Origin of the sequence: Dyella terrae, assembly GCF_004322705.1 — a bacterium.
GTDB classification, from domain to species: domain Bacteria; phylum Pseudomonadota; class Gammaproteobacteria; order Xanthomonadales; family Rhodanobacteraceae; genus Dyella_D; species Dyella_D terrae.
Genome location: NZ_SIZZ01000002.1, coordinates 137,209 through 163,600 on the forward strand (window position 1 = coordinate 137,209; position 26,392 = coordinate 163,600).

Sequence of the window (26,392 nt, forward strand, 5' to 3'; positions counted from 1 at the left end):
TTGCCTAGTGATGGCTTCATGAGGCATGCGTGGGTTGGTTCATGTTGGCTGCTAAGAAATTCCGCCATCGCCCTGCCTGCATCGGGCTAGCTCTTGGCAATGCCGGCGCAGGAGAATAGGTTGATTCGCAACCAACCCTGGCGCGGCGCTTGTTCCGGCTCACTTCTGTCCTGAAACGCGGTCCCTGGCGCTACCTGAGCGATCGCGACGTGTTGCACGCGGCGGCCATCACCGGCCTGGCCGTGGTGGCGACGGGAGGCATCGTCTGGGCGGCGTATTGGTTGCACGTCTGGCGGGTGGCGCGGCGGAGTCCTCTAACCCTGGATCGGGCGATGACGGTCCTGGTCTTCGGACGAAAGCTGGTCCATGACGAGCCCGAGGCCGACTTCCAGGCGCGCCTCGCTCGTGCGTTGGCACTGGTGCGCCACGGCCAGAGCGACACCCTGTTGCTGCTGGGCGGCCATGGCGGTGGACGACTGAGCGAGGCGGCGGCCGGCGCAGCGTGGCTGCACCAGCGCGGCCTGCCCGCAGGTACCCGCGTCGTGCTGGAACAGGCGTCGATCGACTCCCTCGAAAACCTGCGACACGCCCGCGCCCTGCTGCAGGAAGAGGGCCCCCTGCGCGCCGGGCTGCCGCCGGTTGCCCTGGTCACCAGCCGCTATCACCTGGCGCGCTGCCGCATGTTGGCGCGGCGCCTGGGGTTCGACCGGTGCTATCCCGTCGGCGCGGAAGACCGCCTGAGCTGGAATGTCCGCCTGTGGAAGCGCCTTGCCGCAGAATCGGGTTACGTGATGTGGATCGATCTGGGCTGGCGCTGGGCGCGGCTCATCGGCCATGAGCGGATGGTCACGCGGCTCAGCTGAGCGACGCGACGCCGCATCGGCAGGCCCGGCCGCACTTGTTAAGCTGGCGCTTTCGTCACGCCATCCCGGGATTTTCGATGAGCCAGCAAGCCGACCGCGCCGAACTGTTCCTGCGTGAATTGCAGGACCGCATCTGCCAGGCGATCGAGCAGCTCGACGGCAGCGCGCGCTTCGAGGAAGACGCCTGGACGCGTGCTGCCGGTGGTGGCGGCCGCACGCGCGTGCTGCGCGATGGCGCGGTGTTCGAACAGGCGGGCGTCAATTTCTCGCGTGTCTACGGCAACCAGTTGCCGCCCAGTGCCACGGCGCATCGCCCTGAACTGGCCGGCGGTAGTTTCGTTGCCACCGGCGTGTCGCTGGTGCTGCACCCGCGTAATCCGTACCTGCCGACCACGCACGCCAACGTGCGCTACTTCGAAGCCAGCAAGGAAGGCGTGGAGCCGGTGTGGTGGTTTGGCGGCGGCTTTGACCTGACGCCGTTCTATCCGTTCGAGGACGACGTGCGGCACTGGCACCAGGTCGCACAGAACCTCTGCGCGCCGTATGGTGCGGACGTCTATACGCGCTACAAGAAATGGTGCGATGAGTACTTCTATCTCAAGCATCGCAGTGAAACGCGTGGCGTCGGTGGCTTGTTCTACGACGATCTCAACGAGGGCGGATTCGATCGCTGCTTCGCCTTTACCCGCGATGTCGGCCAAGGTTTCCTGGATGCCTACCTGCCCATCGCCGAACGTCGCAAGGACACGCCTTATGGCGAGCGCGAGCGCGAGTTCCAGCTCTATCGGCGCGGCCGCTACGTGGAGTTCAATCTCGTCTACGACCGCGGCACGCTGTTTGGCCTGCAGTCCGGCGGGCGCACCGAATCCATCCTGATGAGCCTGCCGCCGCGCGTGCGCTTCGAGTATGCGTACGAGCCTGAAGCCGGCTCGGCGGAAGCGCGGCTGGCGGATTACCTGAAGCCGCGCGACTGGGTTTGATCAAGGGCGTGGGAAGCGCGCATGAGCCGGTGACCCCTCCGTCATCCGGCGACACCCGCGCTTCCCGCGCGTGACGCACGATCAGTCGATCGACGGCGGCTCGCTGCCGCTGAACTTCACGGCCGTCGCGCCCTTCACCGGGCCGATCGTCGCCGAATCGCTCACGTGCAGGATCACTTCACGACGGAAGTCGAGCGTGCCCTGGACCACGGCATGCGGGCCGATGACCACGTGCACCGGGCGGTTGCGACGGCTGCTGAACCAGCCGCTGGGCTTGTCGACCAGAATGCCGCCTTCCACGTGGGAATCGGTGCCCACGTATACGTCGCCGGTGACGGTTTCGATGCCCTTGGCGACGTGGCCGCCTTCGAGGTTGATCGATCCATTGACGTTGCTGACCTTGCCCAGCACTTCCGCGCCGCGATTGAGGCGGATGGAGCCATTGGTGGTTTCGACGGTGCCGGTCACGCGTGAACCGGCACCCAGCGAAGCGCCGCCGTTGACGGTGGAAATCTCTTTAGCCTGCGACTTGTCGCCCAGCTCGACCGAGCCGTTGACGGTGCTGGCCTTTTCCACCGTGGCGTTGTCGCCAATGCGGACCGCGCCGTTGACCGTGCTGACGTCGCCGGCGGTCTGGCCGTTTTCGACGCGGACGGTGCCGTTGATCTTGTCGATATCGTTGTCTTTGGCCAGGGCGGCCAGGGGCAGGGCGAGGGCAAGGCTGAGGATGAGCAGGGTACGGCGCATGGTTCGACTCCATTGAACGGTTCCTAGCCTAGGATGCACCCCTGCGGCCTAAGGTTTAGCGTGACCTTTGACACGGGCGGGATTTGACGCCCCGGAAAGCGGGCCTCACCATTCCCTCTTTCCCGCCAAGCAGCCCCCGCCATGCATAAGCTCGTCCTGATCCGTCACGGCCAATCCCAGTGGAACCTCGACAACCGCTTCAGCGGCTGGGCCGATGTCGACCTGACCGAGCAGGGCCGCGCCGAGGCGGCCGAGGCGGGGCGCTTGCTGAAGGAAAACGGCTACACCTTTGACGTGGCTCACACCTCGGTGCTCAAGCGCGCCGTGCGCACGCTGTGGGGCGTCCAGGACGCGATGGATCTGCTGTGGATCCCGGTGATCACCGACTGGCGCCTCAACGAGCGTCACTACGGCGCGCTGACGGGCCTCAACAAAGCTGAGACGGCGGCCAAATTCGGCGAGGACCAGGTCAAGGTGTGGCGCCGCAGCTACGACATTCCGCCGCCGGCGCTTGATCGCGCCGACAACGAGGCGGTGCAGGATCCGCGCTACGCCGGCCTCGATCCGTCGGTCATTCCCGATACCGAATGCCTGAAGGACACCGTGGATCGCGTGATGCCGTACTGGCATGACGTGCTGGCGCCGGCCATCCGTTCCGGCCAGCGTGTCGTCGTCGCGGCCCACGGCAATTCGCTGCGCGCGCTGGTGAAGTACCTCGACAACATCTCCGACGAAGCCATCGTCGAGCTCAATATCCCCAACGGCGTGCCGCTTGTGTATGAATTCGACGCCGACCTGAAGCCGCTGCGCAGCTATTACCTCGGCGACGCCGACGCGATCGCGGCGAAGATGGCCGCCGTGGCGAACCAGGGCAAGGCGAAAGGGTGATCAGTAAAGGGAAGAACGGAAAACGGTAAACGGAGCCCAGCTTTTACCCGTTCACTGTTTACCGTTCACCGTTTCTTGCTGATTCCCACCTGACGGCTGTCACCTGCAGATCCTGTGGCGCGTCAATCGAAACCATTGCCATCAACGGATACGCTGAATCAGCAGTCTCGACACACACGGAGGTTTCCCATGGCAGTGCCTGTCTTCCCCGTCATCATGGCGCCCCTCATGGCGCTGGCCATCTATCGCCGCGTGCGCGGCAGCTTTGGCATGCAGCCGATCCGGCGCAAGCGGATGATGGGGCGCGTGGTGATGTTCTTCATCGTGGCCTGCCTCTCCGCCACGGCTGGCCTCTACAACATCCGGTTGCTGGAAGGCCTGCTCGGCGGCCTCGCGCTCGGTGGCGGGCTCGGCCTGCTGGGGCTGAAGCTGACCACCTTCGGCCGCAATGCCGCGGGCGAAGACATCTACCTGCCCAATCCCTGGATCGGTGCCGGCCTGACGGTGTTGCTGGTGGGTCGCCTGGCCTGGCGCTTCCTCTACGTGATGCCGCAGATGCAGGACCCGGCCATCGCCGCGCATGCGCCGCCGATGGGCAACAGCGCGCTGACCTTCGTGGTGATCGGCCTGACGTTCGGCTACTACATCGCCTACTTCATCGGCCTGCTGATCCATCACCGTCGCTTCCAGCGCGGCGAGCTCGGTGGTCCGGCTTCAGCGACCGAGTAAGACGCGTGTCCGGATGCGGGCGGCTGCGATGCGGCCGCCCGTTTGCGTTTCTGGCGGGCGCTCAGAGCGCGTCGTTATCCAGTTCGCCCGTTCGAATCCGGATCACCTGCTCCAGCGAGCTGACGAAGATCTTGCCGTCGCCGATCTTGCCGGTACGCGCCGACTGGGAGATGGCTTCCACCACCCGGTCCAGCTGATCGTCCGTCACGGCGACTTCGAGCTTGATCTTGGGCAGGAAATCGACCACGTACTCGGCGCCGCGGTACAGTTCCGTATGGCCCTTCTGGCGGCCAAAACCCTTCACCTCGGTCACCGTGACGCCCTGTACGCCGACTTCGGCCAGCGCCTCGCGCACATCGTCGAGTTTGAACGGCTTGATGACTGCGACCACCAGTTTCATGGATATTCCTCGTCAGAAGGGTGCCGGGCGCAGGCCCGGTACAGGCGTGCATTCTGCCTTTTGGGGCCTTGGCTTGTCGCCTGAATCGTCTCGTGTAGGAGAATTCCTACATTAACCAGTGGAGCAGGCCGATGGCGTGTGAATTTGACCTTTACGTAAACTTTGGATCGACCGGTTCGAGGTGCTATCCATGATGGATAGACAGGATATCGACCAGCTCGCTTCACGACTTGTTTCGTTGGTCCCGCCAGGATTGGCAAAAGCGCATGAGGATTTGCGCGCCAACTTTTCCGATGTCCTGGCGCAGGGACTGCGCCGCCTTGATCTAGTCACTCGCGAGGAATTCGAAGTTCAGAGCCTTCTGCTTGCGCGGACGCGAGCCAAGGTCGACGAACTCGAACGCCGGGTCGCCGAGCTGGAATCCAGCCTGGGTGCACGCGAGGGCTAGACAGGTAAGTCCTCCCTCCCGGGAGCCGCCCCCGATCCGTCACCCTCACCCCGAGAACGATCGGGGGCGGTCATGTCTATCGCGCGCGCATCGAAGGGAGTCGCCCATGTTTCAGTCCGGTAGCGACTCACCTGATGTCCGTCACCCCGACGTCCCATGAGCCTCGCGGTAACGTTGAGCCGCGCGCAGGAAGGTGTGAGCGCGCCGCAGGTCATGGTCGAAGTCCATCTATCCGGTGGACTGCCCGGCACCAACATCGTCGGCCTGCCTGAAGCCGCCGTGCGCGAAGCGCGCGACCGCGTGCGCGTGGCTATCCAGAACACTGCTTTCGAATACCCCAACCGCCGCGTCACCGTGAACCTGGCGCCCGCCGAGCTGCCCAAGGATGGCGGCCGTTTTGACCTGGCCATCGCCCTGGGCATCCTCGCGGCCGGGAACCAGGTTCCGCGCGAGAAGCTCGACGACTGCGAATTTCTCGGTGAGCTCGCCTTGTCAGGCGCGTTGCGTGGCGTCTCCGGCGTGCTGCCTGCGCTGCTGCGAGCCCGTGCGCGCGGGCGCAAGGTGGTGGTGCCTCGCGCCAATGCCGCCGAAGCTGCCCTGATCCCGGACGCCGACGTTCGCGTCGCCGACACCCTGAGCGATGTCTGTGGGTGGCTGTGCGGCGCCCGGGATCTGGCCGTCCCGCTCGGTGTCGAAGCGATCGAAGAGCGCTCCGGCCCGGACCTGATCGATGTCCGCGGCCAGCGCCAGGCGCGCCGCGCACTGGAGATCGCCGCGGCGGGTGGACATCACCTGCTGCTGATGGGGCCGCCGGGCACGGGCAAGACCATGCTGGCCGAGCGCTTGCCCGGCATCCTGCCACCCATGTCGGAATCGGAGGCGCTGGAAACCTGCGCCATCCTCTCGGTGGCCGGACAGGAAGTGGATCCGGCGCAATGGCGTCGGCGGCCGTTCCGGTCGCCGCATCACACAGCATCGGCTGCAGCGCTCGTCGGCGGCGGTTCGCAGCCCCGTCCGGGCGAAATCTCGCTTGCGCACAACGGCGTGCTGTTCCTTGATGAACTCCCCGAATTCACGCGACACGTACTCGACGTGCTGCGCGAGCCACTCGAATCCGGTTGCATCGTCATTTCACGCGCGGCGCGCCAGTCGACGTTTCCTGCGCAATTCCAGCTCGTAGCCGCGATGAATCCGTGTCCCTGCGGATATGCGGGTGATCCGCGCCAGCGTTGCCGCTGCACGCCCGACCAGGTGCAACGCTATCGTTCGCGGATCTCCGGACCGCTGCTCGACCGCATCGACATGTGCGTCGATGTCCCGCGTCAGCCGCTATCCGATCTGAGTGCGCGACGAAGCGCGCACGATGAAGATTCCGCCACCGTGCGGGCGCGCGTGATCAGGGCGCGCCACCAGGCACTCATGCGTGCCGGTCGTTCCAACGCTGAAATCAGTACGCGCGAACTGGAACGCGATTGCGCCCTGGGGCCCACCGAACGCACATGGTTCGACGGCGCGCTCGAACGACTCGGCCTGTCGGCGCGTGCCTATCACCGTACCTTGCGCGTGGCACGCACCATCGCCGACCTCGATGGCGGCGCCGGTACGCTGGATCGCGCGCATCTGGCCGAGGCGCTGCAATACCGCCGCCTGTGAGGCCGTCGTTCCGTCAGTACCCGAGCACCAGCACCTGGAACGTGCCGGCCTCGGTCGTGGCAGGCTTGCCGGCCGCCGCCACGCTTCGCTCACCCACCGACAGATAGAGCCGGTGCGCTGATGCATCGAGCGCTTGCGTTCGTGCACCGACCTGCGTCGGCACCGTCGCCACGACGTGATACCGGTTGACGCCGTCCTGATGGATCACGGTGAGATTGCCGCTGTGTCCATTGGAGGTGTAGATGGTTCCCGTGTCATCGTCGAACGACACGGCATCCGGGCCTTGTCCGATCGGCAGCTTCGCTACGACGCGACCTTTCGTGGCGTCGCTGACCACCATCGTCTCGTTGTCGCAAACCGAGAACAGCCGGTGATGTGCCTTGTCCATCGCCAGGCCGCTGGGTGACTCGCAAGGCTTGAGTGACCAGGTGCGCGTGACTTTGCGTTGCAAGGCGTCGATCTGCACCATCTCGGCGCGGTCTTCGATGTTGACGAAGATATGCCCCGCGCCGTCCGCCTGGGCAAATTCCGGCTTGCCCGGTAGATCGATCGTGGCCACCACGCTGCGCTTTTCGGGATCGATGACGCTGGCGCTGTGCGCCTTGCCGTTGAAGGTGAAGACATCGTGTGACATGGGGTCGAAAAGGATCGCATCGGGATTGGCACCCGTGCCCGGGATCGTGGCGAGCGTCTTCAGGCTGGCCAGGTCGAAGACGGTGACGGCGTTGGCGGCACCGTTGCTGGTGAACCCCTGGCCCAGCTCTGGCGCGACGGCGATGCCATGCACGCCCTGGGTGTCCGGGATGTCGGCCACGACGTGGTCGTCGGAGGTATCGACCACGATCACCCTGTCGCCATGGCTGACAAAAAGGTGGTGGTGCGCCGGATCGACAGCCAGGTAATCCCATCCACCCGTGCCTCCCAGGGGAATCCGCTTGATGACCTGGACGGGCGGGGCGTCGGCCGCCAGCAAGCCTGCGGGGCAGGGCAGCAGGGCCAGGGCGACGGCAAGTGCTCGCAGCGGGATGACGTACATGGCGGAGTCCTCAGGGTGATCATGCAGGAGTAGCCGAGGCGCGCTTATAAAGAGCTTAGAGGACGTTGTCCGAACCGGAGGCAACAACAAACGTGGGTCCTAAAGGCATGATTGTGTGGAATAAATAAGTCAAATCCGAATTTATGTACTGACGGGTATTGACTTGTCTCCCGAACAATCTAATATCTGCACCGACGAGTTCTCTTATGGACTACGTCCCCCCGCCGCCCCGGTATCGGCCCCTCCTCCCTCCCCCCGTCCGATACCGGGGTTCGGCATCTCAAAAAGCTCCTGCCGTTTGCCGTTTGATTCGCTCTCTCCGGGTCCCCCGAGAGGGCGTTTTTGTTTTGGCGCAGGCCATCGGCGGATGATCCGGTTGGCTATACGAATCCTGCGCGTTCCTTAAGGGATGCTCTGGCGGCGCGCCGTTCGAAGCGCGCCATCGCCAGCCTGGGGGAGTGTGAGCGCATGATGGAACTGAGCCTGGTTCTCGCCGGCATCCTGGCGATCGGCTTCTTCTCGCAGTGGCTCGCGTGGCGCGTGCGGCTTCCGGCCATTCTCTTCCTGTTGCTCGCGGGCATCCTGCTCGGGCCAGTCGCGGGATGGCTGCATCCCGAGCATCTTCTGGGCGACATGCTGTTTCCCGTCGCGTCACTCTCCGTTGCGATCATCCTGTTTGAAGGCAGCCTCACCCTGAAATTCCAGGAGCTGCCCGGCATCGGACCGGCGGTGCGCGGCCTGGTGACTTACGGCGCCGTGCTCTCGGTGATCCTGCTCGCGGGCGCCGCGCATCTGCTGGCCGGCCTGCGCTGGGAAATCGCCTGGTTGTTTGGCGCGCTGACCTGCGTCACCGGGCCTACCGTGATTGCTCCCATGCTGCGCACCGTGCGTCCCAACGCACGCATCGCCAATACGCTGCGCTGGGAAGGCATCGTCATCGATCCGCTGGGCGCGCTGTTCGGCGTGCTGATCTTCGAGGCCATCGTGTCGCGTCGCGAAGGGCACAGCCTCTGGATCTTCCTGACCACCATCGGCGCAGGGGCGCTGATGGGCTATGTCGCGGCGCTCATACTTGGCGCACTTCTGCGCCGCCACCTGATTCCCGATTACCTGCAGAATTTCGGCACGCTTGTCGCCGTGTTACTGGCCTTTACCTTGTCGAATGAACTGGCCCACGAGTCCGGCCTGCTCGCCGTCACGGTGATGGGCATCGCGCTGGGGAACATGCGCGGCGTGCATATCGAGGACATCCTGGACTTCAAGGAGAGCCTCACCACCTTGCTGGTGTCGATTCTCTTCATTCTCTTCGCCGCGCGACTCACCTTGCCCTTGCCCGATGGCATGGGCTGGGCGGGTGTCGCCATCTTCCTGGTGGCTCAGTTCATCGTTCGTCCCGTCACGGTGCTTCTGTCGACGATCGGCAGCGTCCTGACATGGCGCGAGCGCGCACTCATCGCGTGGGTGGCGCCGCGCGGCATCGTGGCCGCCGCCGTGTCCGCCTTGTTTGCCCTGAAGCTCGATGCCCTGGGCATGAACGATGCTGGGGCGCTCGTGCCCCTGGTCTTCATCCTGATCATCGGCACGGTGGTGCTGCAAAGCGCCACCGCGAGGCCCCTGGCGCGTTGGCTCAAGGTGGCCGAGCCCGATCCCACGGGCGTGCTCATCTTCGGTGCGGACCGCGTGTCGCGCGCCGTCGCGCAATCACTGGTCGACGCCGGATTTCGCGTGGTGATCGCCGATGACGACTGGGATGGCATCAGCGCAGCACGCATGGAAGGTTTCTCGACCTTCTACGGCTATCCCGCCTCGAATTACGCGGAGCGGCACCTGGACCTCACGGGCGTCGGTCGCCTGCTGGCCATGTCGACCAATCGCGAGCGCAATTCACTGGTGTCCGTGCACTATCGCCAGGAGTTTGGCCGCGAGCGCGTTTACCGGCTGCGCATCCGGCCGCCAACCGCTGACAAGGACCGCGACGCGTTTGCCACCAACTTGCTGGCACCGCCGCTGTTCGCCGAGGACATGACCCATGCGCGCTTCGGCGCGCTGCTCGATCGCGGCTGGCGCATCAAGTCGACCAAACTCACGGCGACGTTCGACTGGCCGAACTTCATCGAGCAGTACGGCTCGAATACGGTGTTGATGTTCGGCGTGGAGGAACGCGGTGCGCTGCGCGTCGCGTCGGCCAAGCGAGAGCTTGAGCCGCGACCGGGGTGGCACATCATCGCACTGGTGCCACCGGGCATCGGGGTGACCTAGCCTTATGTCCACTCCCTTTCGCATGCGAAGGGGAGTGGACGCACATCTCAGGCCGCCGAAGCCCGCGCATGGAACTGCGCTTCTTCCGTCGAGCCCTTCAGCGCCGTCGTCGACGACTTGCCTTGCTGGATCGCCTGCGTCACCTGATCGAAGTAGCCCGTACCCACTTCACGCTGGTGCTTCACGGCGGTGAAACCGCGATCGGCCGCGGCGAACTCACGCTCCTGCAATTCGACAAACGCACTCATCTGGCGGCGCGCATAACCATGCGCCAGATCGAACATGCCGTAGTTGAGGCTGTGGAAGCCGGCCAGGGTGATGAACTGGAACTTGTAGCCCATGGCGCCAAGTTCCTTCTGGAACTTCGCGATGGTCGCGTCGTCGAGGTTCTTCTTCCAGTTGAAGCTCGGCGAGCAGTTGTAGGCGAGCAGCTTGCCGGGGAACTTCGCGTGAATCGCTTCAGCGAACTTGCGTGCTTCTTCCAGATTCGGCTTGCTGGTTTCGCACCAGATCAGATCGGCATACGGCGCGTAGGCGAGGCCACGGCTGATCGCCTGGTCCAGGCCCGGGCGTACGCGGAAGAAGCCTTCGACGGTGCGTTCGCCGGTGATGAACGGCTTGTCGTTGTCGTCGATGTCCGAGGTGAGCAGGTCGGCCGCATCGGCATCGGTGCGTGCGACCAGCAGGGTCGGCACGCCGAGCACGTCGGCGGCCAGGCGCGCCGCATTGAGCTTGTCGACAGCTTCACGCGTCGGAACCAGCACCTTGCCGCCCATGTGGCCGCACTTCTTCACGGATGCGAGCTGGTCTTCGAAATGCACGCCCGCAGCCCCGGCTTCGATCATCGCTTTCATCAGTTCGAAGGCATTGAGCACGCCGCCGAAACCCGCTTCGGCATCGGCGACGATCGGCACCATCCAGTCGGTGTCGTCGTTACCTTCGGCGTGATGCAGCTGGTCCGCGCGCATCAGTGTGTTGTTGATACGCTTGACCACCTGCGGCACCGAGTTGGCCGGATACAGCGACTGATCGGGATACATTTCGCCGGCGAGATTGGCGTCCGCTGCCACCTGCCAGCCGCTGAGATAGATCGCCTGCAAGCCGGCCTTCACCTGCTGCATGGCCTGGTTGCCGGTCAATGCACCCAGCGCATTGACGAAGTCTTCCTTGTGCAGCGACTTCCACAGGCGCTCGGCGCCGCGACGGGCCAGCGTGTGTTCCACCGCGACCGTGCCACGCAGGCGGGTCACGTCGTCGGCGCCGTAATTGCGCTCGATGCCCTTCCAGCGGGGATTGTTCTTCCAGTCCAGCGCGATCTGTTCGGCGGTCGGCAGTTGGCTCTTCATGGCAAAACTCCTTCGATTCGCGAGATACGTTTGAGGCTTGGTCGCTCAGTGCAGCTGGGCGTAAGCGGGCAGGGTGAGGAAGTCGCCGAGCTGTTCGGCATGCGTGAGTTGGGCAAGCAGCGTGGCCGCTTCGTCGGCGCGCGCGGCGCCCGGGTGCTGGCTGGCGCGCAGGCGATGTGTGTGCGCGGCGAGCACCTGATCGAACAGCACGACGTTGATCGGCGCGTGGTCGGTGAATTCGACGTTGCCGTGATGCAGCCATTGCCACAGCTGCGAGCGGGCGATTTCGGCCGTGGCCGCGTCTTCCATCAGGTGATGGATCGGCACGCAACCGAGGCCGTCGAGCCAGGCAGCGGTGTAGCGCAGGGCGACGTCGACGTTGTTGTCGAAGCCCGCGCGGCTGATCGAGCCGGCGCAGGGTGCGATCAGCTGGTCGCGCGTCACGCTGACATCGGCGCGCACCACATTGAGCTGGTTCGGCGAGGGCATGTACTTGTCGAAGATCTCCTGCGCCACCGGCACCAGCGCCGGATGCGCGACCCAGGTGCCGTCATGTCCGGCCTGCACTTCGCGCAACTTGTCGGCGCGCACCTTGGCCAGCGCGGCATCGTTCGCCGCTTCGTCGCCCTTGATCGGGATCTGCGCCGCCATGCCGCCCATGGCGAAGGCGCCGCGACGGTGGCAAGTCTGGATCAGCAGTTCCGAATAGGCCTTAAGGAACGGCACCGTCATCTGCACCTGGCTGCGTTCCGGCAGCAGGCGATTGCGATGGCCGCGGAAGGTCTTCAGGTAGGAAAAGATGTAGTCCCAGCGGCCGCAGTTGAGGCCGACGACGCGATCCTTCAGGGCGTGCAGGATCTCGTGCATCTGGAACACCGCCGGCAGCGTCTCGATGAGCACCGTGGCCTTCATGCAGCCGTGCGGCAGGTCGAGCGCTTCTTCCGTGGCGGACATCACCTCGTCCCACAGCGCGGCCTCTTCCATGGCTTCGAGCTTGGGCAGGTAGAAGTACGGGCCGCGATCGCGTGCCTGCAGCGTGCGGGCGTTGTGGAAAGCAAACAGGCCAAAGTCGACCAGCGCGCCGGCCATCGTTTCGCCGTCGACGGTGACGTGACGTTCGGGCAGATGCCAGCCGCGCGGACGCACGATCAGCACGGCAGGGTTGTCGTTGACGCGATAGAAACGGCCTTCCGGCGAGGTGTGGCAAATGTCGCCGTTGACCGCGTCGCGCAGGTTGATCTGGCCGTCGATCTGATTGGCGAAGGTCGGCGCGCTCGAATCCTCGAAGTCGGCCATGAACACCTTCGCGCCGGAGTTGAGCGCGTTGATGATCATCTTGCGCTCAACCGGGCCGGTGATTTCGACGCGGCGGTCGAGCAGGGCGGTCGGGATGCGGGCGACGGTCCACTGGCCCTCGCGAATGGCGGCCGTGTCGGCGCGGAAATCCGGTAGCTGGCCAGCGTCGTAGCGGGCCTGGCGCTCGCGGCGGGCGGCCAGCAACTCCCTGCGGCGGCCGTCGAAGCGGCGGTGCAGTCCGGCCAGGAAGGCGAGCGCCTCCGGGGTCAGGATCTGGGCGTGGCTCGGGCCGGTTGCCGCATGGATCTGGGCCGGCTGAAGAAGGATGCGTTCCTTGGGGACAGCCATGAGCGTTCTCCGCGATGACGATGGGATGACACTAGGTCCCACGGATTGGCTTTGACAAAGCAAATGTTTCAATTATTGGTATTATCAAATTCAATGCATGGTGTAAGCCATTGACGGTTCGCTATGAAAACGCCGCCCGAAAAGCTGAACAAGGCACGGAAAAGTCGTAAATCAACGACCAAACGAACCGTGCGTCCGCGTAGGGAGGCCGGTGAGAGCGGTCGGTTCTACTACAAGGGCAACCGGCAAAAGCAGCTGCGTGCCTTTGTGTACACGGTCAAGCTAGGCACCCTGACACGCGCCGCCGAGGCGCTCTTTCTGTCTCAGCCGAGTGTGAGTCTCCAGCTCCAGGCCCTGGAGCGCGAGCTGGGCGTTCAGCTGCTCGAACGCAGCCGGCGACGCATCAACCTCACCGATGCGGGCGAGGCGCTCTACGAACTGGCGCGACCGCTAGTGGAAGGTTGGGAGAGCCTCGATCGCGAATTCCAGGCGAAGGTGAAAGGCCTGCAATCCGGGCGCCTGACCATTGCCGCCGGCACCTCGACCATCCAGTACCTGCTGCCGGATCTGGTTCGCCGCTATCGCGAGACGTTTCCTGCGGTGCAGTTGCAGCTGGCCAATGTCACCGGCAAGGACGGCATGGCGCTGCTACGCGCGGACGAGGCGGATTTCGCGGTCGGCTCGATGCTCGATGTTCCGCACGACATCGCCTGGGCACCGATCTACCACTACGACCCGATGCTGATCACGCCGCCGGACCACCCGCTGGCGCACAAGACCAGCATCACGCTGGAAGACCTGTCGCCCTATGGCTTGATCCTGCCGCCGCAACGCCTCTCCACGTATCGACTGGTCGATCTCGTTTTTCAGCAACGGCAGGTGCCGTACCACGTCGCCATCGAAGTGGGTGGCTGGGACGTCATCAAGGAATACGTCGCGATGGGCCTGGGCATTTCCATCGTCACCGGCATCTGCATCACGGAAGCCGATCGCGGGCGACTGGCCGTGCGCAACCTCAGGCAATACTTCCCCCAACGCAGCTACGGCGTGGTGATGCGCAAGGGTAAATTCCTCAGCGCCGAGGCGCGAGCGTTCATCGATCTCATCAAGCCGGGCATGTTGACCCATCGCGACTACGACGAGTCAGGCCACTCCGAACGTTAGATGCGCTGCGTGGCGAGCTTCACGCCGAAGCCAAGCAAGACGCCACCGCACACGCGATCCATCCAGCGACTGGCTTTGGGACGTCCATGCATCCAGCGATGCATGTGGCCGCCGAGCATCGCCAGCACCATCGACCACGTCATGCCCACGCCGATAAAGGCCACGCCGAGCACGAGCAGTCCCAGTTGCGGATGGGCCGCATGCGGCGAAACGAACTGCGGCAAGAAGGCGAGGAAGAAGAGTGCCACCTTCGGATTGAGCACATTGGTCAGCATGCCCTGGCGGAAGGCGGCGGAAAAACCGCTGCCGCGCGTGACGGCTTCACGCGGACCCTCGCTGCGCGACAAGAGCATGCGCACGCCGATCCACACGAGATACGCCGCGCCCGCGTACTTGAGCACGCTGAAGGCGAGCGCCGACGTCATCAGGATCGCGGAGATGCCGAGCGTTGCCGCCAGCGTGTGCACGATGCATCCGGCATTGACGCCAAGCACCGCCGCCACACCCACCGTGCGTCCTTCGCGACCGCTGCGCGTGAGAATGTAGAACGTGTCGAGCCCGGGCGTCAGCGACAGCGCAACGCAGGCCAGCAGGAACGCGCCAAACTGATGGATGCCCAGGGATTCCATGATCATTCCGTGTTGCGATGCTTGCCGCGATAGGGTTTGAACAGCGCGCGGATACGCGCCATGTCGGCCTCGTGGTCGTCCGTCGTGGTGACGACCGGGCCGAGCGTGAACGTCTTGGTGGGGTAATCGAGGAACAGCGTCTGGATCGGCACATTGGCATCATGCGCGATGCGCAGGAAACCGGACTTCCAGTGCGTGACCTTTTTGCGCGTGCCTTCGGGCGTGATGCCCAGCCACAGGCGATCCTTGGCATTGAAGCGCTCGACCATCTGGTCGACCACGTTCAGTGCCGCCTTGCGATTGATCGGAATCATGCCGATGGGGCGCAGGATCAGGCCCAGCGGCCCATCCAGCACTTCCTTCTTGATCATGATGTTGATGTCCACGCCCAGGCCGATCTTCATCAGCAGGCCCCACAAGCCATCCCAATAGGACGAATGCGGCGCGCCGATCAGAATCAGCTTGGGGACGTCGGGCAGCGTGCCGACCAGGCGCCATCCCGACATCCGCAGCAGCACGCGCGCCAGCCAGGGCCAGAAGCGGCTGTTGAGTTTGGGTGCCGACGGCGGGGAGGGCGGCAACATGGGTGATTTCATTCGGAGCTCCATGAGCGCGAGCGCCCTTGCTTGACGCGCGAGCGTTGCTGCTTGCCGGCGAGACGACGTTCTTTCGAGGCCCGGGTGGGCTTGGTGGCAATGCGGGGTTTGGGTGGCTCAAGCGCGCTGCGGATGATCTCGACCAGGCGTTCGCGGGCGTCGTCACGGTTGCGGCCCTGATCGCGGAAACGGCGGGCCTGGATCACCAGTACGCCGTCATCGGTCAGGCGGCGGTCGCGACGGGCCAGCAGGCGCGCGCGGACCGGTTCGGGCAGGGACGGCGAGTTGACCACGTCAAAGCGCAGCTCCACCGCACTCTCGGTGCGATTGACGTGCTGGCCCCCAGGGCCGTCGGCGCGCAGGAAACGCTCGGTCAGCTCGGTCTCGGGCAGGGCGATGGATCGGCTGACGGTAAGCATGGCCAAATTCTAGCGGGTGTCCGTGGGTGCGGGGTTACGCGGGCATCGACCAGCCGAACCGCGCCATCACGCCGGCAAACGCCGGGTCGAGCGGCGCCTCGATCCGCATCGGCTCGCCGCTGACCGGGTGTCGGAACGACAGGCGCCAGGCGTGCAGCAGCATGCGATGGCAGCTGAAGTACTGCTTGTACAGGCGGTTATGGTCGCTGCGCCCATGCTGGCAGTCGCCGATGACGGGATGATGGAGGTGCGCCATGTGCTTGCGGATCTGTCGGAAGCGGCCAGTTTCCGGCTCGGCCAGGACCAGGGCATAGCGTTGCTGCGGATAGCGACCCAGTTCGATCGGCACCTCGACCGTGGCCAGGCGCTGGAAGCGCGTGCGCGCATCGCGGCGCGGGCCGGTGTCGCGCGAGCCGGGCAGGGGGTAGTCCACCACGCCCTCTTCGGGGTCGGGCCAGCCGCGCACCACGGTCAGGTATTGCTTGTGCACATCGCGGCCCATGAACTGTTCGCCCAGCGCCGAGGCGACCTCGGTCGAGCGGGCGATCAGGAGCACGCCGCTGGTGGCGCGGTCCAGACGATGCGCCAGGTACACGGTGCCGCCGACCTGATCGCGCAGCAGGTCGATCAGGAATTCGTCCGCGTTGCCGACCATCTTGGAGCGATGGACGGCCAGACCCGCGGGCTTGTTGACGGCGATGATCGCGTCGTCGGCGTAGAGGATGTCGAGCATGAGATTCAGAAAGTGAGCTGAATAGCGTCAGCGACGGCGCCAGCCCACGGCAAAGCTGATGACGCCAGCCACGGTGGCAAGCGCGGGAAACCAGAAGCTGCGCATCGGCGCGAGCGTGGCAATGAGCACGGCGCAGATGATCAACGTCGCGCCCAGCAAGCCGGCGATCAGCGTGCGCTGCTGACGCACCGATTCCTCGCGCCGCTGCACCAGAGCCTGCGGATCGACGAGCTGGCGCTGTTCGCCACGCGCGGTCTGGCGCAGCGCATCGCGAATCAGTTCCGGGAACTGCGGTGCCGCGTGGAACCACTCGGGCAGGCGTTTGCGCACTTCGCGCAGCGTCCGGCGCGGGCTGTAGCGCTCGCGCAGGATGCGCTTGAGCACCGGATGCGCCACGGCCCAGATGTCGATCTCCGGATCGAGCATGCGACCGACGCCTTCGATGTTCAGCAGCGTCTTCTGCAACAGGATCAGCTGCGGCTGCAGCACCAGCTCGAACTTGCGCGCGGTCTGGAACAGCTTCACCACCAGCTCCGCCAACGAAATCTGCGACAGCGGGCGCGTGAAGTAGGGCTCGCACACCGTGCGCACCGCCGCTTCCAGCTCATCCACGCGCACCGTGCCGGGCATCCAGCCGGCGTCGATATGCAGCTGCGCAATGCGCGCGTAATCGCGCTCGAACAGCGCGATGAAGTTCTGCGCCAGCCAATACTGGTCGGCCTCGGGCAGCGAGCCCATGATGCCGAAATCCAGCGCGATGAAACGCGGTTCGCTGGCGCGCTCGACGTCCACCCAAATGTTGCCCGGGTGCGCATCGGCGTGGAAGAAATTGTCGCGGAACACCTGTTCGTAGAACACGCGCACGCCCTTCACCGCGAGCGCTTTGCGATCGACGCCCGCCGCATCGATGGCAGCGATGTCGTCGCAGCTCACGCCGTGCACGCGTTCGAGCGTCAGCACGCGTTCGCTGGTGAGGTCCCAGTGCACTTCGGGAACGTAGAGGTCCACGCCGCTGACGAAATTGCGGCGCAGCAGGCTGGCGCTGGCGCCTTCGCGCTGCAGGTCCAGCTCGTTCTCGAGCATCTTCTCGACTTCCGCCACCACGTCGAGCGGACGGATCTTGTCGGCGTTCGGGTGCCAGCGGTTGGCCAGTTCGCCGAGCGAATGCAGCAGCTTGATGTCGCGTTCGATGCGCTTGTCGATGCCGGGGCGCAACACTTTGACCACGACTTCGCGGCCGTCGTGGAGCGTTGCCGCGTGCACCTGAGCGATGGAGGCTGAGGCGAGGGCGTTTTCGTCGAAGCCGGCGAACAGCGTGGCGACGGGCGCCTTCAGCTGGCTCTCGACAATCGCACGCGCTTCGCTGCCCGGAAACGGTGGCACCTGATCCTGCAGCAGCGCGAGTTCGTCGGCGATATCGGCTGGCACCAGGTCACGGCGCGTCGACAGCACCTGGCCGGCCTTGACGAAGATGGGGCCGAGTTCGGTAAGGGCGAGTCGCAGGCGCGCACCGCGCGACAGCTGTGAGACGTCGACCTTCGGGCGCGACACGAACGGACGCACCAGCTTGAGCGGGCGGAACAGGTGCGCGTCGTCGACCAGTTCGTCGAGGCGGTAGGCCAGCAGCACGGAAGCGACGCGCATCACGCGCGGTATCACTTTCAACGGCGTCACGCGCGCGATCCTTTCGCCTGGCGCTCCAGGCGGGCGAGACGGGCTTCCAGGCGCTCGCTGCGTTCACGCAGCGCGTCCACGCCATCGAGAAATCCTTCCACTTCACCCGGCGCCATCGCGACACGAATTTCATCGCGCAGCCAGTCGGCGGTGTCTTCGGTGAGGTGGGATGCGCTGCGCTTGGCCTGCTCAAGCGCTTTGCGCACGGCTTTGGCCAGGGGGACGCCGAGCACGTCGCCGAAGGTGCGGGCGAAGGCTTCTTCAAAATCGGGGGCGAACTTGCTGGCGAGTTTTTCCAGGCGACGGGCGAGATCGGCATCGCCGGCGATATCCACCTTTCCCGGCGACACACCGTCTTCGTCCCGACGCAGTGCCATGGCCAGCAGGCTGCCCGGCGAGGCGCGCACGCGCAGGTGGCTATCGTCTGCCGCGGGGCCGACCTTCAGGCGGCCTTGCTCCACGGTGATCGCCAGGGCGAGGCCGGGGCCGTCGAGGGTCAGCTGCACGCTGCGTCCGTCGAGCGCTTCAAGGCGCTGGATCGTGTCCGGGTCCAGTGACAGCACGTGGTTGAGCGCGGTCTCCAGCGCGCGGCCGGCGACGACGCGCAAGGGGCGCGGCAAGAAGGAGCGTGGGGTGGCGTCGGTCATCCGCGCATTGTAGCCGCAGGCCGGTGGATGGCATCCGCTGCCGCGTCAGGCCGCGCCGTCGAATCCCATCTGGCGCCAGGCTTCGTACACGGCGATGGCCACGGTGTTCGACAGATTGAGGCTGCGGCTATTCGGGCGCATCGGCAGGCGCAGGCGCTGTTCGGCGGGAATGGCGTCGAGCACTTCGCCCGGAAGGCCGGCCGTTTCGCACCCAAACAACAGGGTATCGCCGTCCTGGAAGCGGGCGTCGACGTGGGCCACGCGACCGCGCGTCGAAAACGCGAAGACCCGGGTAGGCCCGATGGCTACCAGACAGCTGTCCATATCGTCATGGACAGCAAGGCTTGCGTACTCGTGGTAGTCCAGCCCGGCGCGGCGAAGGCGCGCGTCATCGAGCTCGAAGCCCAGCGGCCGGATCAGGTGCAGCGAGGCACCCGTGTTGGCGCAGAGGCGGATGACGTTGCCGGTGTTCGGCGGAATTTCGGGTCGGAAAAGGATGACATGCAGCATCCGGCCATTATCGATGCTTTTGTGCAGGGCGTGGCTGATCGCCCGTGGAGCGGGTCGATCAGCTGCTGATGCGCGGGCAGACGATGCCGTCCGGGGGAAGCATGCAATCCGAATGGGCCGACATCACCACCTGGCCGGCTGCCGCGGTCGCGGCCAGACGAACCGCTTCGGGCTTGGCCGTCACCATGGCACCGAGGATCAGGCCGCACATCGCCAGGCAGGCGACGAACAGGCCGCGCAACATCAAGGCTTCGAACTTCATGGTCATGCTCCGATGAACAAATGGGGTCCTGCACCCCAGATATGGCAAGGCCCGTGCCAACCGTTCGTTCACTAACAAGTGACTGAAATGCCGATATTTTCGTCGCCCATTCAGGTTCGCTGGATTGTCCGCGGACAGCGTACGTACCGGCGCGGACAGCGTCCGGACACACCAAAACCTGTCCGTTCCGGCGCGTGCCGTTGGTCATTTGCGGTTCTCGATCACCACTACTAGCCTCGGAGGTTCCGTGAAACAGGAGGTTCACCTCATGCGTAAACCGCTGGCCCTGCTCATCGCCGGGCTGATGTCCATCTCGGGCGGCGTCATGCCGGCCATGGCCGCCGAACCGGCGAGCCAGTCCACCCCCGACATCGCCTTTACCCGCTTCACCCTGCCCAACGGCCTGACCGTCGTGGTCCACGAGGATCACAAGGCGCCCGTGGTGGCCGTGAGCATCTGGTACCACGTCGGCTCCGGCGACGAACCCAAGGGCAAGACCGGCTTTGCGCATCTGTTCGAGCACCTGATGTTCTCGGGCTCCGAGAACCACAAGGGCACGTACTTCGCGCCGTTCGAGCTGGCCGGTGCCACCGACATGAACGGCACCACCTGGTTCGACCGCACCAATTACTTTGAAACCGTGCCGACCACCGCGCTGGACATGGCGCTGTGGATGGAATCGGATCGCATGGGGCACCTGCTGGGCGCCATCGGCCAGAAGGAGCTGGATACCCAGCGCGGCGTCGTGCAGAACGAAAAGCGCCAGGGCGAGAACCGTCCGTATGGCCGCGTGGACCAGAACATCCTGTCCAACACCTATCCGGCCAATCACCCCTACCAGCACGACACCATCGGCTCCATGGCCGACCTGGATGCCGCCTCGCTGGCTGACGTGAAGCAGTGGTTCCACGACTACTACGGCGCCGCCAACACCACCATCGTGCTGGCCGGCGACATCACCGTGGCCCAGGCCAAGGAAAAGGTTGCCAAGTACTTCGGCGACATCCCGGCTGGCCCGCCGGTGCCGCGCCAGCAGCCGTGGATCACGCCGCTGACCAAGTCCACGCGCGGTACGCAGCACGACCACGTGTCGCAGCCGCGCATCTACCGCACCTGGGTCGTGCCGCAGCTGGGTACCGAAGACGCCATCGCGCTGGATCTCGCCTCGACCGCGCTCGGTGGCGGCAAGACCTCGCGCCTGTACCAGCGCCTGGTTTACCAGGACAAGCTGGTCGATGACGTGTCCGCCAGCATCGCGCCGTTTGCGCTGGCCAGTCAGTTCCAGATTCAGGCCGACGTGAAGGAAGGCGTGGATCCGGCCAAGGTCGAAGCGGCCATAGCCGACGAACTGCAGAAGTTCCTCGCCCAGGGCCCGACCCAGGACGAACTCGATCGCGCCAAGGTCGGTACGCGTGCCGCCTTCACCCGTGGCCTGGAAAAGGTCGGCGGCTTCGGCGGCAAGGCCGTGATCCTGGCCGAAGGCCAGGTCTATCGCGGCGATCCGGCGGCCTACAAGAAAGACCTGCAGATCATGGATGCCGCGACCATCGGTTCGGTCAAAGCGTCGGCTGACAAGTGGCTCACCAAGGGCGACTACGTGCTCACGGTGCTGCCGGCGGGCAAGGGCTTCAATCCGGATGCGGAAGACGCCAAGGTCGTCGCGCTCGGCGATGCCACCGGCCGTCCCGAAGCGAAGGTGCCGGCGGCCAAGGACTTCACGGTCGAGAAGAACACCGTCGATCGCGCCAAGGGCGTGCCCGACGTCACCAAGTTCCCCGACCTGACCTTCCCGAAGCTCGAACGCGGCAAGCTCAAGAATGGCATCGAAGTGGTGCTCGCGCAGCGTCACACCGTGCCGGTCACGCAGGTGCGCCTGTTGTTCAACGCCGGCTATGCGGCGGACCAGGGTCGCAAGCTCGGCACCGCCAGCTTCACCACCACGCTGATGAACGAGAGCACCAAGCAGCTCGATTCGGTGGAAGTGTCCAAGCGCAAGCAGCGCCTGGGTGCGATCACCAGCATCGGTTGCGGCCTGGACACCTGCACCGCGTCGCTCAATGCACTGAATGATCAGCTCAAGCCGTCGCTTGAACTGTTCGCCGACATCGTGCGCAACCCGGCCTTCAAGGCGGAAGACATCGAGCGCATCCGTGGCCAGTGGCTGGCGAGCATCGCGCAGGAAAAGACCCAGCCCACCGGCCTGGCCCTGCGTACGCTGCCGCCGCTGCTTTACGGCGCCGGCCATGCTTATGGCATTCCGTTCACCGGCACCGGCACGGAAGCGGCGATCAAGTCGATCACGGCGGCCGATCTTGCGGCGTTCCAGGGCGACTGGCTGCGCCCGGACAACGTGAAGATCCTCGTGGCCGGCGACACCACGCTCGACAAGATCATTCCGCAGCTCGAAGCGGTGTTCGATGACTGGAAGGCGCCGGCCACCCCGGTCCCGACCAAGAACGTCGCCACCGTGGCCGCCCAGCCGAAGCCGCGCGTGTTCCTGATCGATCGTCCGGATGCGCCGCAGTCGCTGATCCTCGCAGGTCTCCTGGCACCGTCCAGCAAGGCCCCGAACGACATCGACATCGACGTCGCCAACGGTGCCTTCGGCGGCAGCTTCACCTCGCGCCTCAACATGAATCTGCGCGAAGACAAGCGTTGGGCCTACGGTGCCTTCAGCTTCCTGCGCGATGCGACGGGCCAGCGTCCGTTCCTGATGTACGCGCCGGTGCAGACCGACAAGACGGCCGAGTCGGCCAACGAGGTCCGTAAGGAGTCGGACGAGGTCGTCGGTTCGCGTCCGCTGACGCAGGCGGAGGTCGACAAGATCAAGTCGTCCAACATCCGCGGTCTGCCGGGCAGCTTCGAAACCACGTCCGAAGTGCTGGCGGCGGTGAATGACATCGTGCAGTACGGTCGCCCAGACGACTACGTGCAGACGCTCAAGCAGCACACCGAAGCGGTGAGCCAGAAGAGCGCCCAGGCGGCGATCACCGAGATCGTCCATCCGCAGGCGCTGACCTGGGTGATCGTGGGCGATCTGAAGAAGATCGAAGCCCCGGTGCGTGCGCTCAACCTCGGCGAACTGCATGTGATCGACGCCGATGGCAAGCCGGTCACGTCGACCAAGCCGGCCGCGAAGGCGGCAGGCAAGGGCGAAGCCAAGGCGAAGTCCGGCAAGTGATCGTGAACGGCGTGGCGAGTTTCGTCACGCCGTTCAGCCAGGCTTGAACCATCACCATCCCATCACGTTAGGATGTTGGCCGGGCGCATCACGTGCCCGGCCAATTTTTTTGCCACCTCACTGGAGTGTTCCATGCGCAAGACGCCGCTGTTGCTTGTTCCCATCGCCTTGCTCGGCGCCTGCACCTGGGGCATCAACCTCGACGATGCCGCGAAGAACGTGCGCACGGTCTGGTCCGGTGACGTGGCTGCTTCCTGCCAGGACCTGGGCAAGGTCACCGTGTCGGTGATGAGCCGCATGGGCCCGGTCAACCGCAACGACATCAAGGTGCGCGACGAGCTCGAAGTCATGGCGCGCAACGAAGCCGCCAAGATGCAGGCCGACACCATCAAACCACTGGCCGAGCCGGTCGACGGCTCCCAGGCCTGGGGCGTGTACCGCTGCGGCGCCAACCGCGTCGCCCCCTCCCGCCCGACGGCGGCACCGGCCGGCCAGAACGCCAACCCCGGCAACGCCGAGACCTTCCCGGTCAAGAACTAATCGCGGCGCCACGGGCTTTGCCATCCAGGGCGACCTCTCCGGAGGTCGCCTTTTTTATTGCGTAAAAACAGATATTTAGGACTTCCTTTCGGCACTCGCACTTGGCTCTTTCCGTTAGCCGTTCACCGATCGCCGCTCTTGCACCCCCGCGTTCCCAAGCGTATCCTTCATAACTGTAAAGTACATATATGTACTAATGCCGTGGCCACTACTGGCCCCAAGAGTCCCATGAGCAGCTTCCTTCCTACCGAACAGCGTCTGGCGGTCACCCGCCGGCGATACCCGGATTTTCCCCGCGAGCCGGCCGTCCTCGTGCGCCTGGTCAAGCACATCTACAAGCGCGTGCACGACGACGCCAACGCCATGCTCAAGCCCTGGGGCATCAACCACCCCGAGTACAACATCCTGATGATGCTGTACGGCACCGAGGGCTTCACCCTCAACCCGAGCCAGCTCGCCGACGCGGCGGGCGAGAAGTCGGCCAACATCACGCGGCTTACCAATGCGCTGTGTGATAAGCAGCTGATCGAGCGCACCGCGAGCGATGAAGATCGACGCAAGGTGTCGCTCACGCTCACAGCTGCAGGTGTTGCGATGATCGAAGACTTCCTGCCCGACATCTGCAAGCTGCTCGAACGCCAGACGCAGGCGCTGGCCGCCGATGAGATGCAGCAGCTCGAACACCTGCTCAAGCGCTTCCTCGATAACCTCGACGCTGCCTGATCATGTCCGCTGTCCCCGGCCCTTCGATCACCAAGCCTGCGCGCGTGCCGTGGCTGGCTGCGTTCCTCGTCGAGGAACGCGCCGCGTGGATCTTCGTGGCCAAGACCCTGCTGGCGATGTACATCACCTGCTGGCTTGCGATGCTGTTCCAGCTGGAACAACCGGCCACGGCGATGATCACGGTCGCGATCGTGATGCACCCGCAAAGCGGCATGGTGTTGGCGAAAAGCTTCTACCGCGCGATCGGCACGCTCGCCGGCAGCCTGTTCGGCCTCGCCTTGATGAGCGTGTTTCCGCAGCAGCGAGAACTGTTCCTGCTGAGTCTTTCGCTGTGGGTCGCCATCTGTGCCGGTGGCGCGACGCTGTACCGCAACTTTGCCGCCTATGGCTTCGTGCTGGCCGGTTACACCGCCGCGATTGTTACCTTGCCGGCCATCAGCGATCCGCTGAATGTGTTTGACTCGGCGGTGATGCGCGTGAGCGAAGTGCTGCTGGGCATCATCGTATCCGGCGTCGTCAGCGACCTGATCTTCCCTGAGCGCCTGCGCGAAGTCCTTCGTCGCAGTGCACGCGAGCATTTCGCGCACTTCATCGATTTTGCGCGCGGAAGCACCGGCGGCTCCATTGCGCGCGCCGACATGGAGCGTGCGCACATGCGTTTTGTGCGCGCGGCCGTGCAGCTGGAAGACTTGCGCGCCTCGGTGATCTTCGAAGATCCGGAAGCCCGCGCGCGCAGCAGTCGCATGCGCCTGCTCAACCTGCGTTACATGGCGGCGTCGACCAGCTTTCAGTCGGTCCATCACCTGATCAATCGCCTCGAACGAAGTCGTCCCGATGTTGCGCAGGCGCTGATCGCGCTTTATTCGCCGATCGGCAAGGCGTTGTCGCCGGGGCAGGGGCGCGACCAGGATCCGGGTGTGCTGGCGCCACGACTGGCCGAGTGCGAAGACATCCTGCCGCCGATGGCCGCGCAGTTGCGCACCTCGTTGCCGCCGGAAACCTGGCTGGAATTCGACACCGGCGCCGGCCTGCTTCGCCGCTTCGCCAGTGAAATGCGTGACTTCACCGCGCTGGAAGCGTCGCTGCGCGAAGGCAAGCTCAGGGGCACCGTCGAGACCGTGCGCTTCCCGCGCGGCAATGACTTTGCCGGCGCCAGCATCAGCGTCCTGCGTACTTTTCTCACCATGTCCGCGTTGAGCGTGTTCTGGCTTATGAGTGGCTGGCCGTTCGGTTCCAGCGCCATGCTGCTGGCGACGATCTTCAGCGGACTGTTCGGCGCGTCGGCGCATCCGATGTCGGGCATCGTCAATACGATGATCGGCTACGCCTCGGGCATGCTGGCCGGCTACATCGTCACCTTCTGGCTGCTGCCCGGCGGCGACGGCTTCACCATGTTGATCATCGCCACGATGCCGCTGCTGATGATCGGACCGTACCTGAGCACGCGCGCCACGCTGCCGGGAGTGGGCGCCGGCTACACGCTAGGCTTCGTCTACATCCTCGCGCTGAAGAACCCGATGGTGTACGACCCGACGCACTTCCTCAACGACGCTATTGCGCAGATCGTTGGCCTGGGTCTGACTGCCGTCGCCTTTGTGTTCGTCCCTGCGGTCACGGGTACACAGTGGCAGCGCCGCCGTCAGCTCGGTCAGTTGCGTCGACAGGTGGTGCTTGCCGCCACGGCGCCGCTCGAAGGTCTGCTGTACCGCTTCGAAAGCGTCAATCGCGATCTGTTCCACCAGATCGTGTCGCATACCGCGTCCGGCAGTCCGGAATCGCGCTCGCTGTTGGCGTGGGCGCTGGCCGTGCACGAATGCGGTCGCGCCGTGATCGAACTGCGCCGGGATATCGCATCGTCCAACGTGCCGCACGAAGTAAGCGTCTGTGCGGAAGAAGCTGTGCGCGCCGTGGCCCATCTTTACCAGGCGCCGAGCAAGGCCTACTGGCTCGAAGCCGACCAGGCCGTCGAGCGCGCCATTGCCGCGACCGCCGGCAAGCTCGATCTCGCCCGATCGGCCTGCCAGCCGACGCTCCATCATCTGCACCTGCTGCGCTCCGCGCTGCGCGATGACGAGTCGGCCATGGGGCCCTTCATTCAACTCCCGCCGGAGCCTTCGCATGCCTCGTGAAATCGCTTTGGCTGATGCCTTTGTTCCCGGCCTGCTGCTGGTGTTCGTAGCCTGCCTGCTGATGCTGTGGGTGGTGGACACGATCGTCGGCCGCTTCGGCCTGTACCGCTTCGTGTGGCATCCGCCGCTTTTCCGTCTCGCCATTTTCGTCTGCATGTTCGGCGCCGCCGGACTGCTGTTGTTCCGCTGAGT

Annotated in this window: 26 protein-coding genes; 13 read left to right on the forward strand and 13 right to left on the reverse strand. The window is 64.9% G+C overall.

The features are described from left to right. Positions 1-149: 149 nt before the first annotated feature. Both EYV96_RS11500 and hemF read left to right on the forward strand, forming a co-directional pair. Positions 150-863 carry a YdcF family protein gene (locus tag EYV96_RS11500; RefSeq protein WP_240732472.1) on the forward strand — a complete coding sequence of 238 codons (714 nt, stop codon included), beginning with the start codon at positions 150-152 and terminating at the stop codon, positions 861-863. A 77-nt stretch (positions 864-940) separates the two neighbouring features. Next, positions 941-1,843, forward strand: a complete 903-nt coding sequence (gene hemF, locus EYV96_RS11505) for an oxygen-dependent coproporphyrinogen oxidase (protein ID WP_131151702.1) — start codon at positions 941-943, stop codon at positions 1,841-1,843. 81 nt (positions 1,844-1,924) lie between these two features. Here the strand turns inward: hemF and EYV96_RS11510 are convergent, their stop codons facing one another. Continuing rightward, on the reverse strand, positions 1,925-2,590 hold the full coding sequence (locus EYV96_RS11510) for a DUF4097 family beta strand repeat-containing protein (RefSeq protein WP_131151703.1): 666 nt from the start codon (positions 2,588-2,590) through the stop codon (positions 1,925-1,927). Positions 2,591-2,731: 141 nt separating this feature from the next. Here EYV96_RS11510 and gpmA point away from each other — a divergent pair, with 141 nt between their 5' ends. Further along, positions 2,732-3,478, forward strand: coding sequence for a 2,3-diphosphoglycerate-dependent phosphoglycerate mutase (gpmA, locus tag EYV96_RS11515; protein WP_131151704.1), 747 nt, complete (start codon positions 2,732-2,734; stop codon positions 3,476-3,478). A gap of 189 nt (positions 3,479-3,667) precedes the next feature. After that, a complete protein-coding gene (locus EYV96_RS11520; RefSeq protein ID WP_131151705.1) occupies positions 3,668-4,207 on the forward strand; it encodes a CcdC protein domain-containing protein in 540 nt (179 codons plus the stop codon). 61 nt (positions 4,208-4,268) lie between these two features. Here EYV96_RS11520 and glnK read toward each other — a convergent pair whose 3' ends face one another. Continuing rightward, complete coding sequence (glnK, locus tag EYV96_RS11525; RefSeq protein WP_131151706.1) at positions 4,269-4,607, reverse strand: P-II family nitrogen regulator; 339 nt, start codon at positions 4,605-4,607, stop codon at positions 4,269-4,271. A gap of 190 nt (positions 4,608-4,797) precedes the next feature. Between glnK and EYV96_RS11530 the strand changes: the two genes are divergently transcribed. Beyond that, complete coding sequence (locus EYV96_RS11530; protein WP_131151707.1) at positions 4,798-5,055, forward strand: accessory factor UbiK family protein; 258 nt, start codon at positions 4,798-4,800, stop codon at positions 5,053-5,055. 156 nt (positions 5,056-5,211) lie between these two features. Beyond that, complete coding sequence (locus EYV96_RS11535; RefSeq protein WP_131151708.1) at positions 5,212-6,708, forward strand: YifB family Mg chelatase-like AAA ATPase; 1,497 nt, start codon at positions 5,212-5,214, stop codon at positions 6,706-6,708. Between the two features lie 13 nt (positions 6,709-6,721). Here EYV96_RS11535 and EYV96_RS11540 read toward each other — a convergent pair whose 3' ends face one another. Further along, positions 6,722-7,744 (reverse strand): YncE family protein, encoded by a 1,023-nt coding sequence (locus EYV96_RS11540; RefSeq protein ID WP_131151709.1) that lies wholly within the window; start codon positions 7,742-7,744, stop codon positions 6,722-6,724. Positions 7,745-8,212: 468 nt separating this feature from the next. Between EYV96_RS11540 and EYV96_RS11545 the strand changes: the two genes are divergently transcribed. Further along, complete coding sequence (locus EYV96_RS11545) at positions 8,213-10,003, forward strand: cation:proton antiporter (RefSeq protein ID WP_131151710.1); 1,791 nt, start codon at positions 8,213-8,215, stop codon at positions 10,001-10,003. Positions 10,004-10,050: 47 nt separating this feature from the next. Here EYV96_RS11545 and aceA read toward each other — a convergent pair whose 3' ends face one another. Together aceA and aceB are read right to left on the reverse strand one after the other, a co-directional pair. Next, entirely contained in the window at positions 10,051-11,349 is a 1,299-nt protein-coding gene (gene aceA / locus EYV96_RS11550; RefSeq protein WP_131151711.1) for an isocitrate lyase, read from the reverse strand. Between the two features lie 45 nt (positions 11,350-11,394). Beyond that, entirely contained in the window at positions 11,395-12,993 is a 1,599-nt protein-coding gene (gene aceB, locus EYV96_RS11555) for a malate synthase A (protein ID WP_131151712.1), read from the reverse strand. Between the two features lie 123 nt (positions 12,994-13,116). On the opposite strand from aceB, the gene EYV96_RS11560 reads away from it, so the two are divergent. Beyond that, the gene (locus tag EYV96_RS11560) at positions 13,117-14,157 is read left to right on the forward strand and encodes a LysR family transcriptional regulator (protein WP_131151713.1); all 1,041 of its coding nucleotides are present in this window, start codon (positions 13,117-13,119) and stop codon (positions 14,155-14,157) included. On the opposite strand, the gene EYV96_RS11565 is transcribed toward EYV96_RS11560, so the two are convergent. Genes EYV96_RS11565 through EYV96_RS11600 form a run of 8 tightly spaced genes read right to left on the reverse strand, consistent with a single transcriptional unit; the run spans position 14,154 to position 19,627 of the window. After that, positions 14,154-14,786: a LysE family translocator gene (locus tag EYV96_RS11565; RefSeq protein WP_131151714.1), complete on the reverse strand. Its 633-nt coding sequence runs from the start codon at positions 14,784-14,786 to the stop codon at positions 14,154-14,156. The genes EYV96_RS11560 and EYV96_RS11565 overlap by 4 nt on opposite strands. A 2-nt stretch (positions 14,787-14,788) precedes the next feature. After that, a complete protein-coding gene (locus EYV96_RS11570) occupies positions 14,789-15,370 on the reverse strand; it encodes a 1-acyl-sn-glycerol-3-phosphate acyltransferase (protein WP_240732474.1) in 582 nt (193 codons plus the stop codon). Between the two features lie 8 nt (positions 15,371-15,378). Then, complete coding sequence (gene arfB, locus EYV96_RS11575) at positions 15,379-15,801, reverse strand: alternative ribosome rescue aminoacyl-tRNA hydrolase ArfB (RefSeq protein WP_131151716.1); 423 nt, start codon at positions 15,799-15,801, stop codon at positions 15,379-15,381. 34 nt (positions 15,802-15,835) lie between these two features. Beyond that, the gene (locus EYV96_RS11580; RefSeq protein ID WP_131151717.1) at positions 15,836-16,534 is read right to left on the reverse strand and encodes a pseudouridine synthase; all 699 of its coding nucleotides are present in this window, start codon (positions 16,532-16,534) and stop codon (positions 15,836-15,838) included. Between the two features lie 27 nt (positions 16,535-16,561). Continuing rightward, positions 16,562-18,199, reverse strand: a complete 1,638-nt coding sequence (ubiB, locus tag EYV96_RS11585; RefSeq protein WP_240732602.1) for a ubiquinone biosynthesis regulatory protein kinase UbiB — start codon at positions 18,197-18,199, stop codon at positions 16,562-16,564. 5 nt (positions 18,200-18,204) lie between these two features. Further along, entirely contained in the window at positions 18,205-18,855 is a 651-nt protein-coding gene (locus EYV96_RS11590; protein WP_131151719.1) for a ubiquinone biosynthesis accessory factor UbiJ, read from the reverse strand. 45 nt (positions 18,856-18,900) lie between these two features. Then, a complete protein-coding gene (trmL, locus tag EYV96_RS11595) occupies positions 18,901-19,365 on the reverse strand; it encodes a tRNA (uridine(34)/cytosine(34)/5-carboxymethylaminomethyluridine(34)-2'-O)-methyltransferase TrmL (protein ID WP_131151720.1) in 465 nt (154 codons plus the stop codon). A gap of 58 nt (positions 19,366-19,423) precedes the next feature. After that, positions 19,424-19,627, reverse strand: a complete 204-nt coding sequence (locus EYV96_RS11600; RefSeq protein ID WP_131151721.1) for a hypothetical protein — start codon at positions 19,625-19,627, stop codon at positions 19,424-19,426. A 268-nt stretch (positions 19,628-19,895) separates the two neighbouring features. Here EYV96_RS11600 and EYV96_RS11605 point away from each other — a divergent pair, with 268 nt between their 5' ends. From EYV96_RS11605 to EYV96_RS11625, 5 genes are all read left to right on the forward strand, one after another. Further along, positions 19,896-22,808 (forward strand): M16 family metallopeptidase, encoded by a 2,913-nt coding sequence (locus tag EYV96_RS11605; protein ID WP_131151722.1) that lies wholly within the window; start codon positions 19,896-19,898, stop codon positions 22,806-22,808. Between the two features lie 132 nt (positions 22,809-22,940). Further along, positions 22,941-23,348 carry a DUF4156 domain-containing protein gene (locus tag EYV96_RS11610; protein ID WP_131151723.1) on the forward strand — a complete coding sequence of 136 codons (408 nt, stop codon included), beginning with the start codon at positions 22,941-22,943 and terminating at the stop codon, positions 23,346-23,348. A 228-nt stretch (positions 23,349-23,576) separates the two neighbouring features. Continuing rightward, a complete protein-coding gene (locus EYV96_RS11615; protein WP_131151724.1) occupies positions 23,577-24,071 on the forward strand; it encodes a MarR family transcriptional regulator in 495 nt (164 codons plus the stop codon). Between the two features lie 2 nt (positions 24,072-24,073). Continuing rightward, positions 24,074-26,200 (forward strand): FUSC family protein, encoded by a 2,127-nt coding sequence (locus EYV96_RS11620; RefSeq protein WP_131151725.1) that lies wholly within the window; start codon positions 24,074-24,076, stop codon positions 26,198-26,200. Continuing rightward, a complete protein-coding gene (locus tag EYV96_RS11625) occupies positions 26,190-26,390 on the forward strand; it encodes a DUF1656 domain-containing protein (protein ID WP_131151726.1) in 201 nt (66 codons plus the stop codon). The genes EYV96_RS11620 and EYV96_RS11625 overlap by 11 nt, the downstream gene beginning before the upstream one ends. Positions 26,391-26,392 lie beyond the last annotated feature (2 nt).

Coding starts and splice junctions, on each gene's coding strand:
- EYV96_RS11540 (WP_131151709.1), bottom strand. CDS start 7,744: ATGTACGTCATCCCGCTGCGAGCACTTGCCGTCGCCCTGGCCCTGCTG.
- EYV96_RS11530 (WP_131151707.1), top strand. CDS start 4,798: ATGATGGATAGACAGGATATCGACCAGCTCGCTTCACGACTTGTTTCG.
- EYV96_RS11625 (WP_131151726.1), top strand. CDS start 26,190: ATGCCTCGTGAAATCGCTTTGGCTGATGCCTTTGTTCCCGGCCTGCTG.
- EYV96_RS11520 (WP_131151705.1), top strand. CDS start 3,668: ATGGCAGTGCCTGTCTTCCCCGTCATCATGGCGCCCCTCATGGCGCTG.
- aceA (WP_131151711.1), bottom strand. CDS start 11,349: ATGAAGAGCCAACTGCCGACCGCCGAACAGATCGCGCTGGACTGGAAG.
- arfB (WP_131151716.1), bottom strand. CDS start 15,801: ATGCTTACCGTCAGCCGATCCATCGCCCTGCCCGAGACCGAGCTGACC.
- gpmA (WP_131151704.1), top strand. CDS start 2,732: ATGCATAAGCTCGTCCTGATCCGTCACGGCCAATCCCAGTGGAACCTC.
- EYV96_RS11560 (WP_131151713.1), top strand. CDS start 13,117: ATGAAAACGCCGCCCGAAAAGCTGAACAAGGCACGGAAAAGTCGTAAA.
- EYV96_RS11610 (WP_131151723.1), top strand. CDS start 22,941: ATGCGCAAGACGCCGCTGTTGCTTGTTCCCATCGCCTTGCTCGGCGCC.
- EYV96_RS11545 (WP_131151710.1), top strand. CDS start 8,213: ATGATGGAACTGAGCCTGGTTCTCGCCGGCATCCTGGCGATCGGCTTC.
- EYV96_RS11590 (WP_131151719.1), bottom strand. CDS start 18,855: ATGACCGACGCCACCCCACGCTCCTTCTTGCCGCGCCCCTTGCGCGTC.
- EYV96_RS11565 (WP_131151714.1), bottom strand. CDS start 14,786: ATGGAATCCCTGGGCATCCATCAGTTTGGCGCGTTCCTGCTGGCCTGC.
- EYV96_RS11600 (WP_131151721.1), bottom strand. CDS start 19,627: ATGAAGTTCGAAGCCTTGATGTTGCGCGGCCTGTTCGTCGCCTGCCTG.
- EYV96_RS11535 (WP_131151708.1), top strand. CDS start 5,212: ATGAGCCTCGCGGTAACGTTGAGCCGCGCGCAGGAAGGTGTGAGCGCG.
- EYV96_RS11580 (WP_131151717.1), bottom strand. CDS start 16,534: ATGCTCGACATCCTCTACGCCGACGACGCGATCATCGCCGTCAACAAG.
- glnK (WP_131151706.1), bottom strand. CDS start 4,607: ATGAAACTGGTGGTCGCAGTCATCAAGCCGTTCAAACTCGACGATGTG.
- EYV96_RS11605 (WP_131151722.1), top strand. CDS start 19,896: ATGCGTAAACCGCTGGCCCTGCTCATCGCCGGGCTGATGTCCATCTCG.
- EYV96_RS11615 (WP_131151724.1), top strand. CDS start 23,577: ATGAGCAGCTTCCTTCCTACCGAACAGCGTCTGGCGGTCACCCGCCGG.
- trmL (WP_131151720.1), bottom strand. CDS start 19,365: ATGCTGCATGTCATCCTTTTCCGACCCGAAATTCCGCCGAACACCGGC.
- EYV96_RS11620 (WP_131151725.1), top strand. CDS start 24,074: ATGTCCGCTGTCCCCGGCCCTTCGATCACCAAGCCTGCGCGCGTGCCG.
- EYV96_RS11570 (WP_240732474.1), bottom strand. CDS start 15,370: ATGTTGCCGCCCTCCCCGCCGTCGGCACCCAAACTCAACAGCCGCTTC.
- hemF (WP_131151702.1), top strand. CDS start 941: ATGAGCCAGCAAGCCGACCGCGCCGAACTGTTCCTGCGTGAATTGCAG.
- EYV96_RS11510 (WP_131151703.1), bottom strand. CDS start 2,590: ATGCGCCGTACCCTGCTCATCCTCAGCCTTGCCCTCGCCCTGCCCCTG.
- aceB (WP_131151712.1), bottom strand. CDS start 12,993: ATGGCTGTCCCCAAGGAACGCATCCTTCTTCAGCCGGCCCAGATCCAT.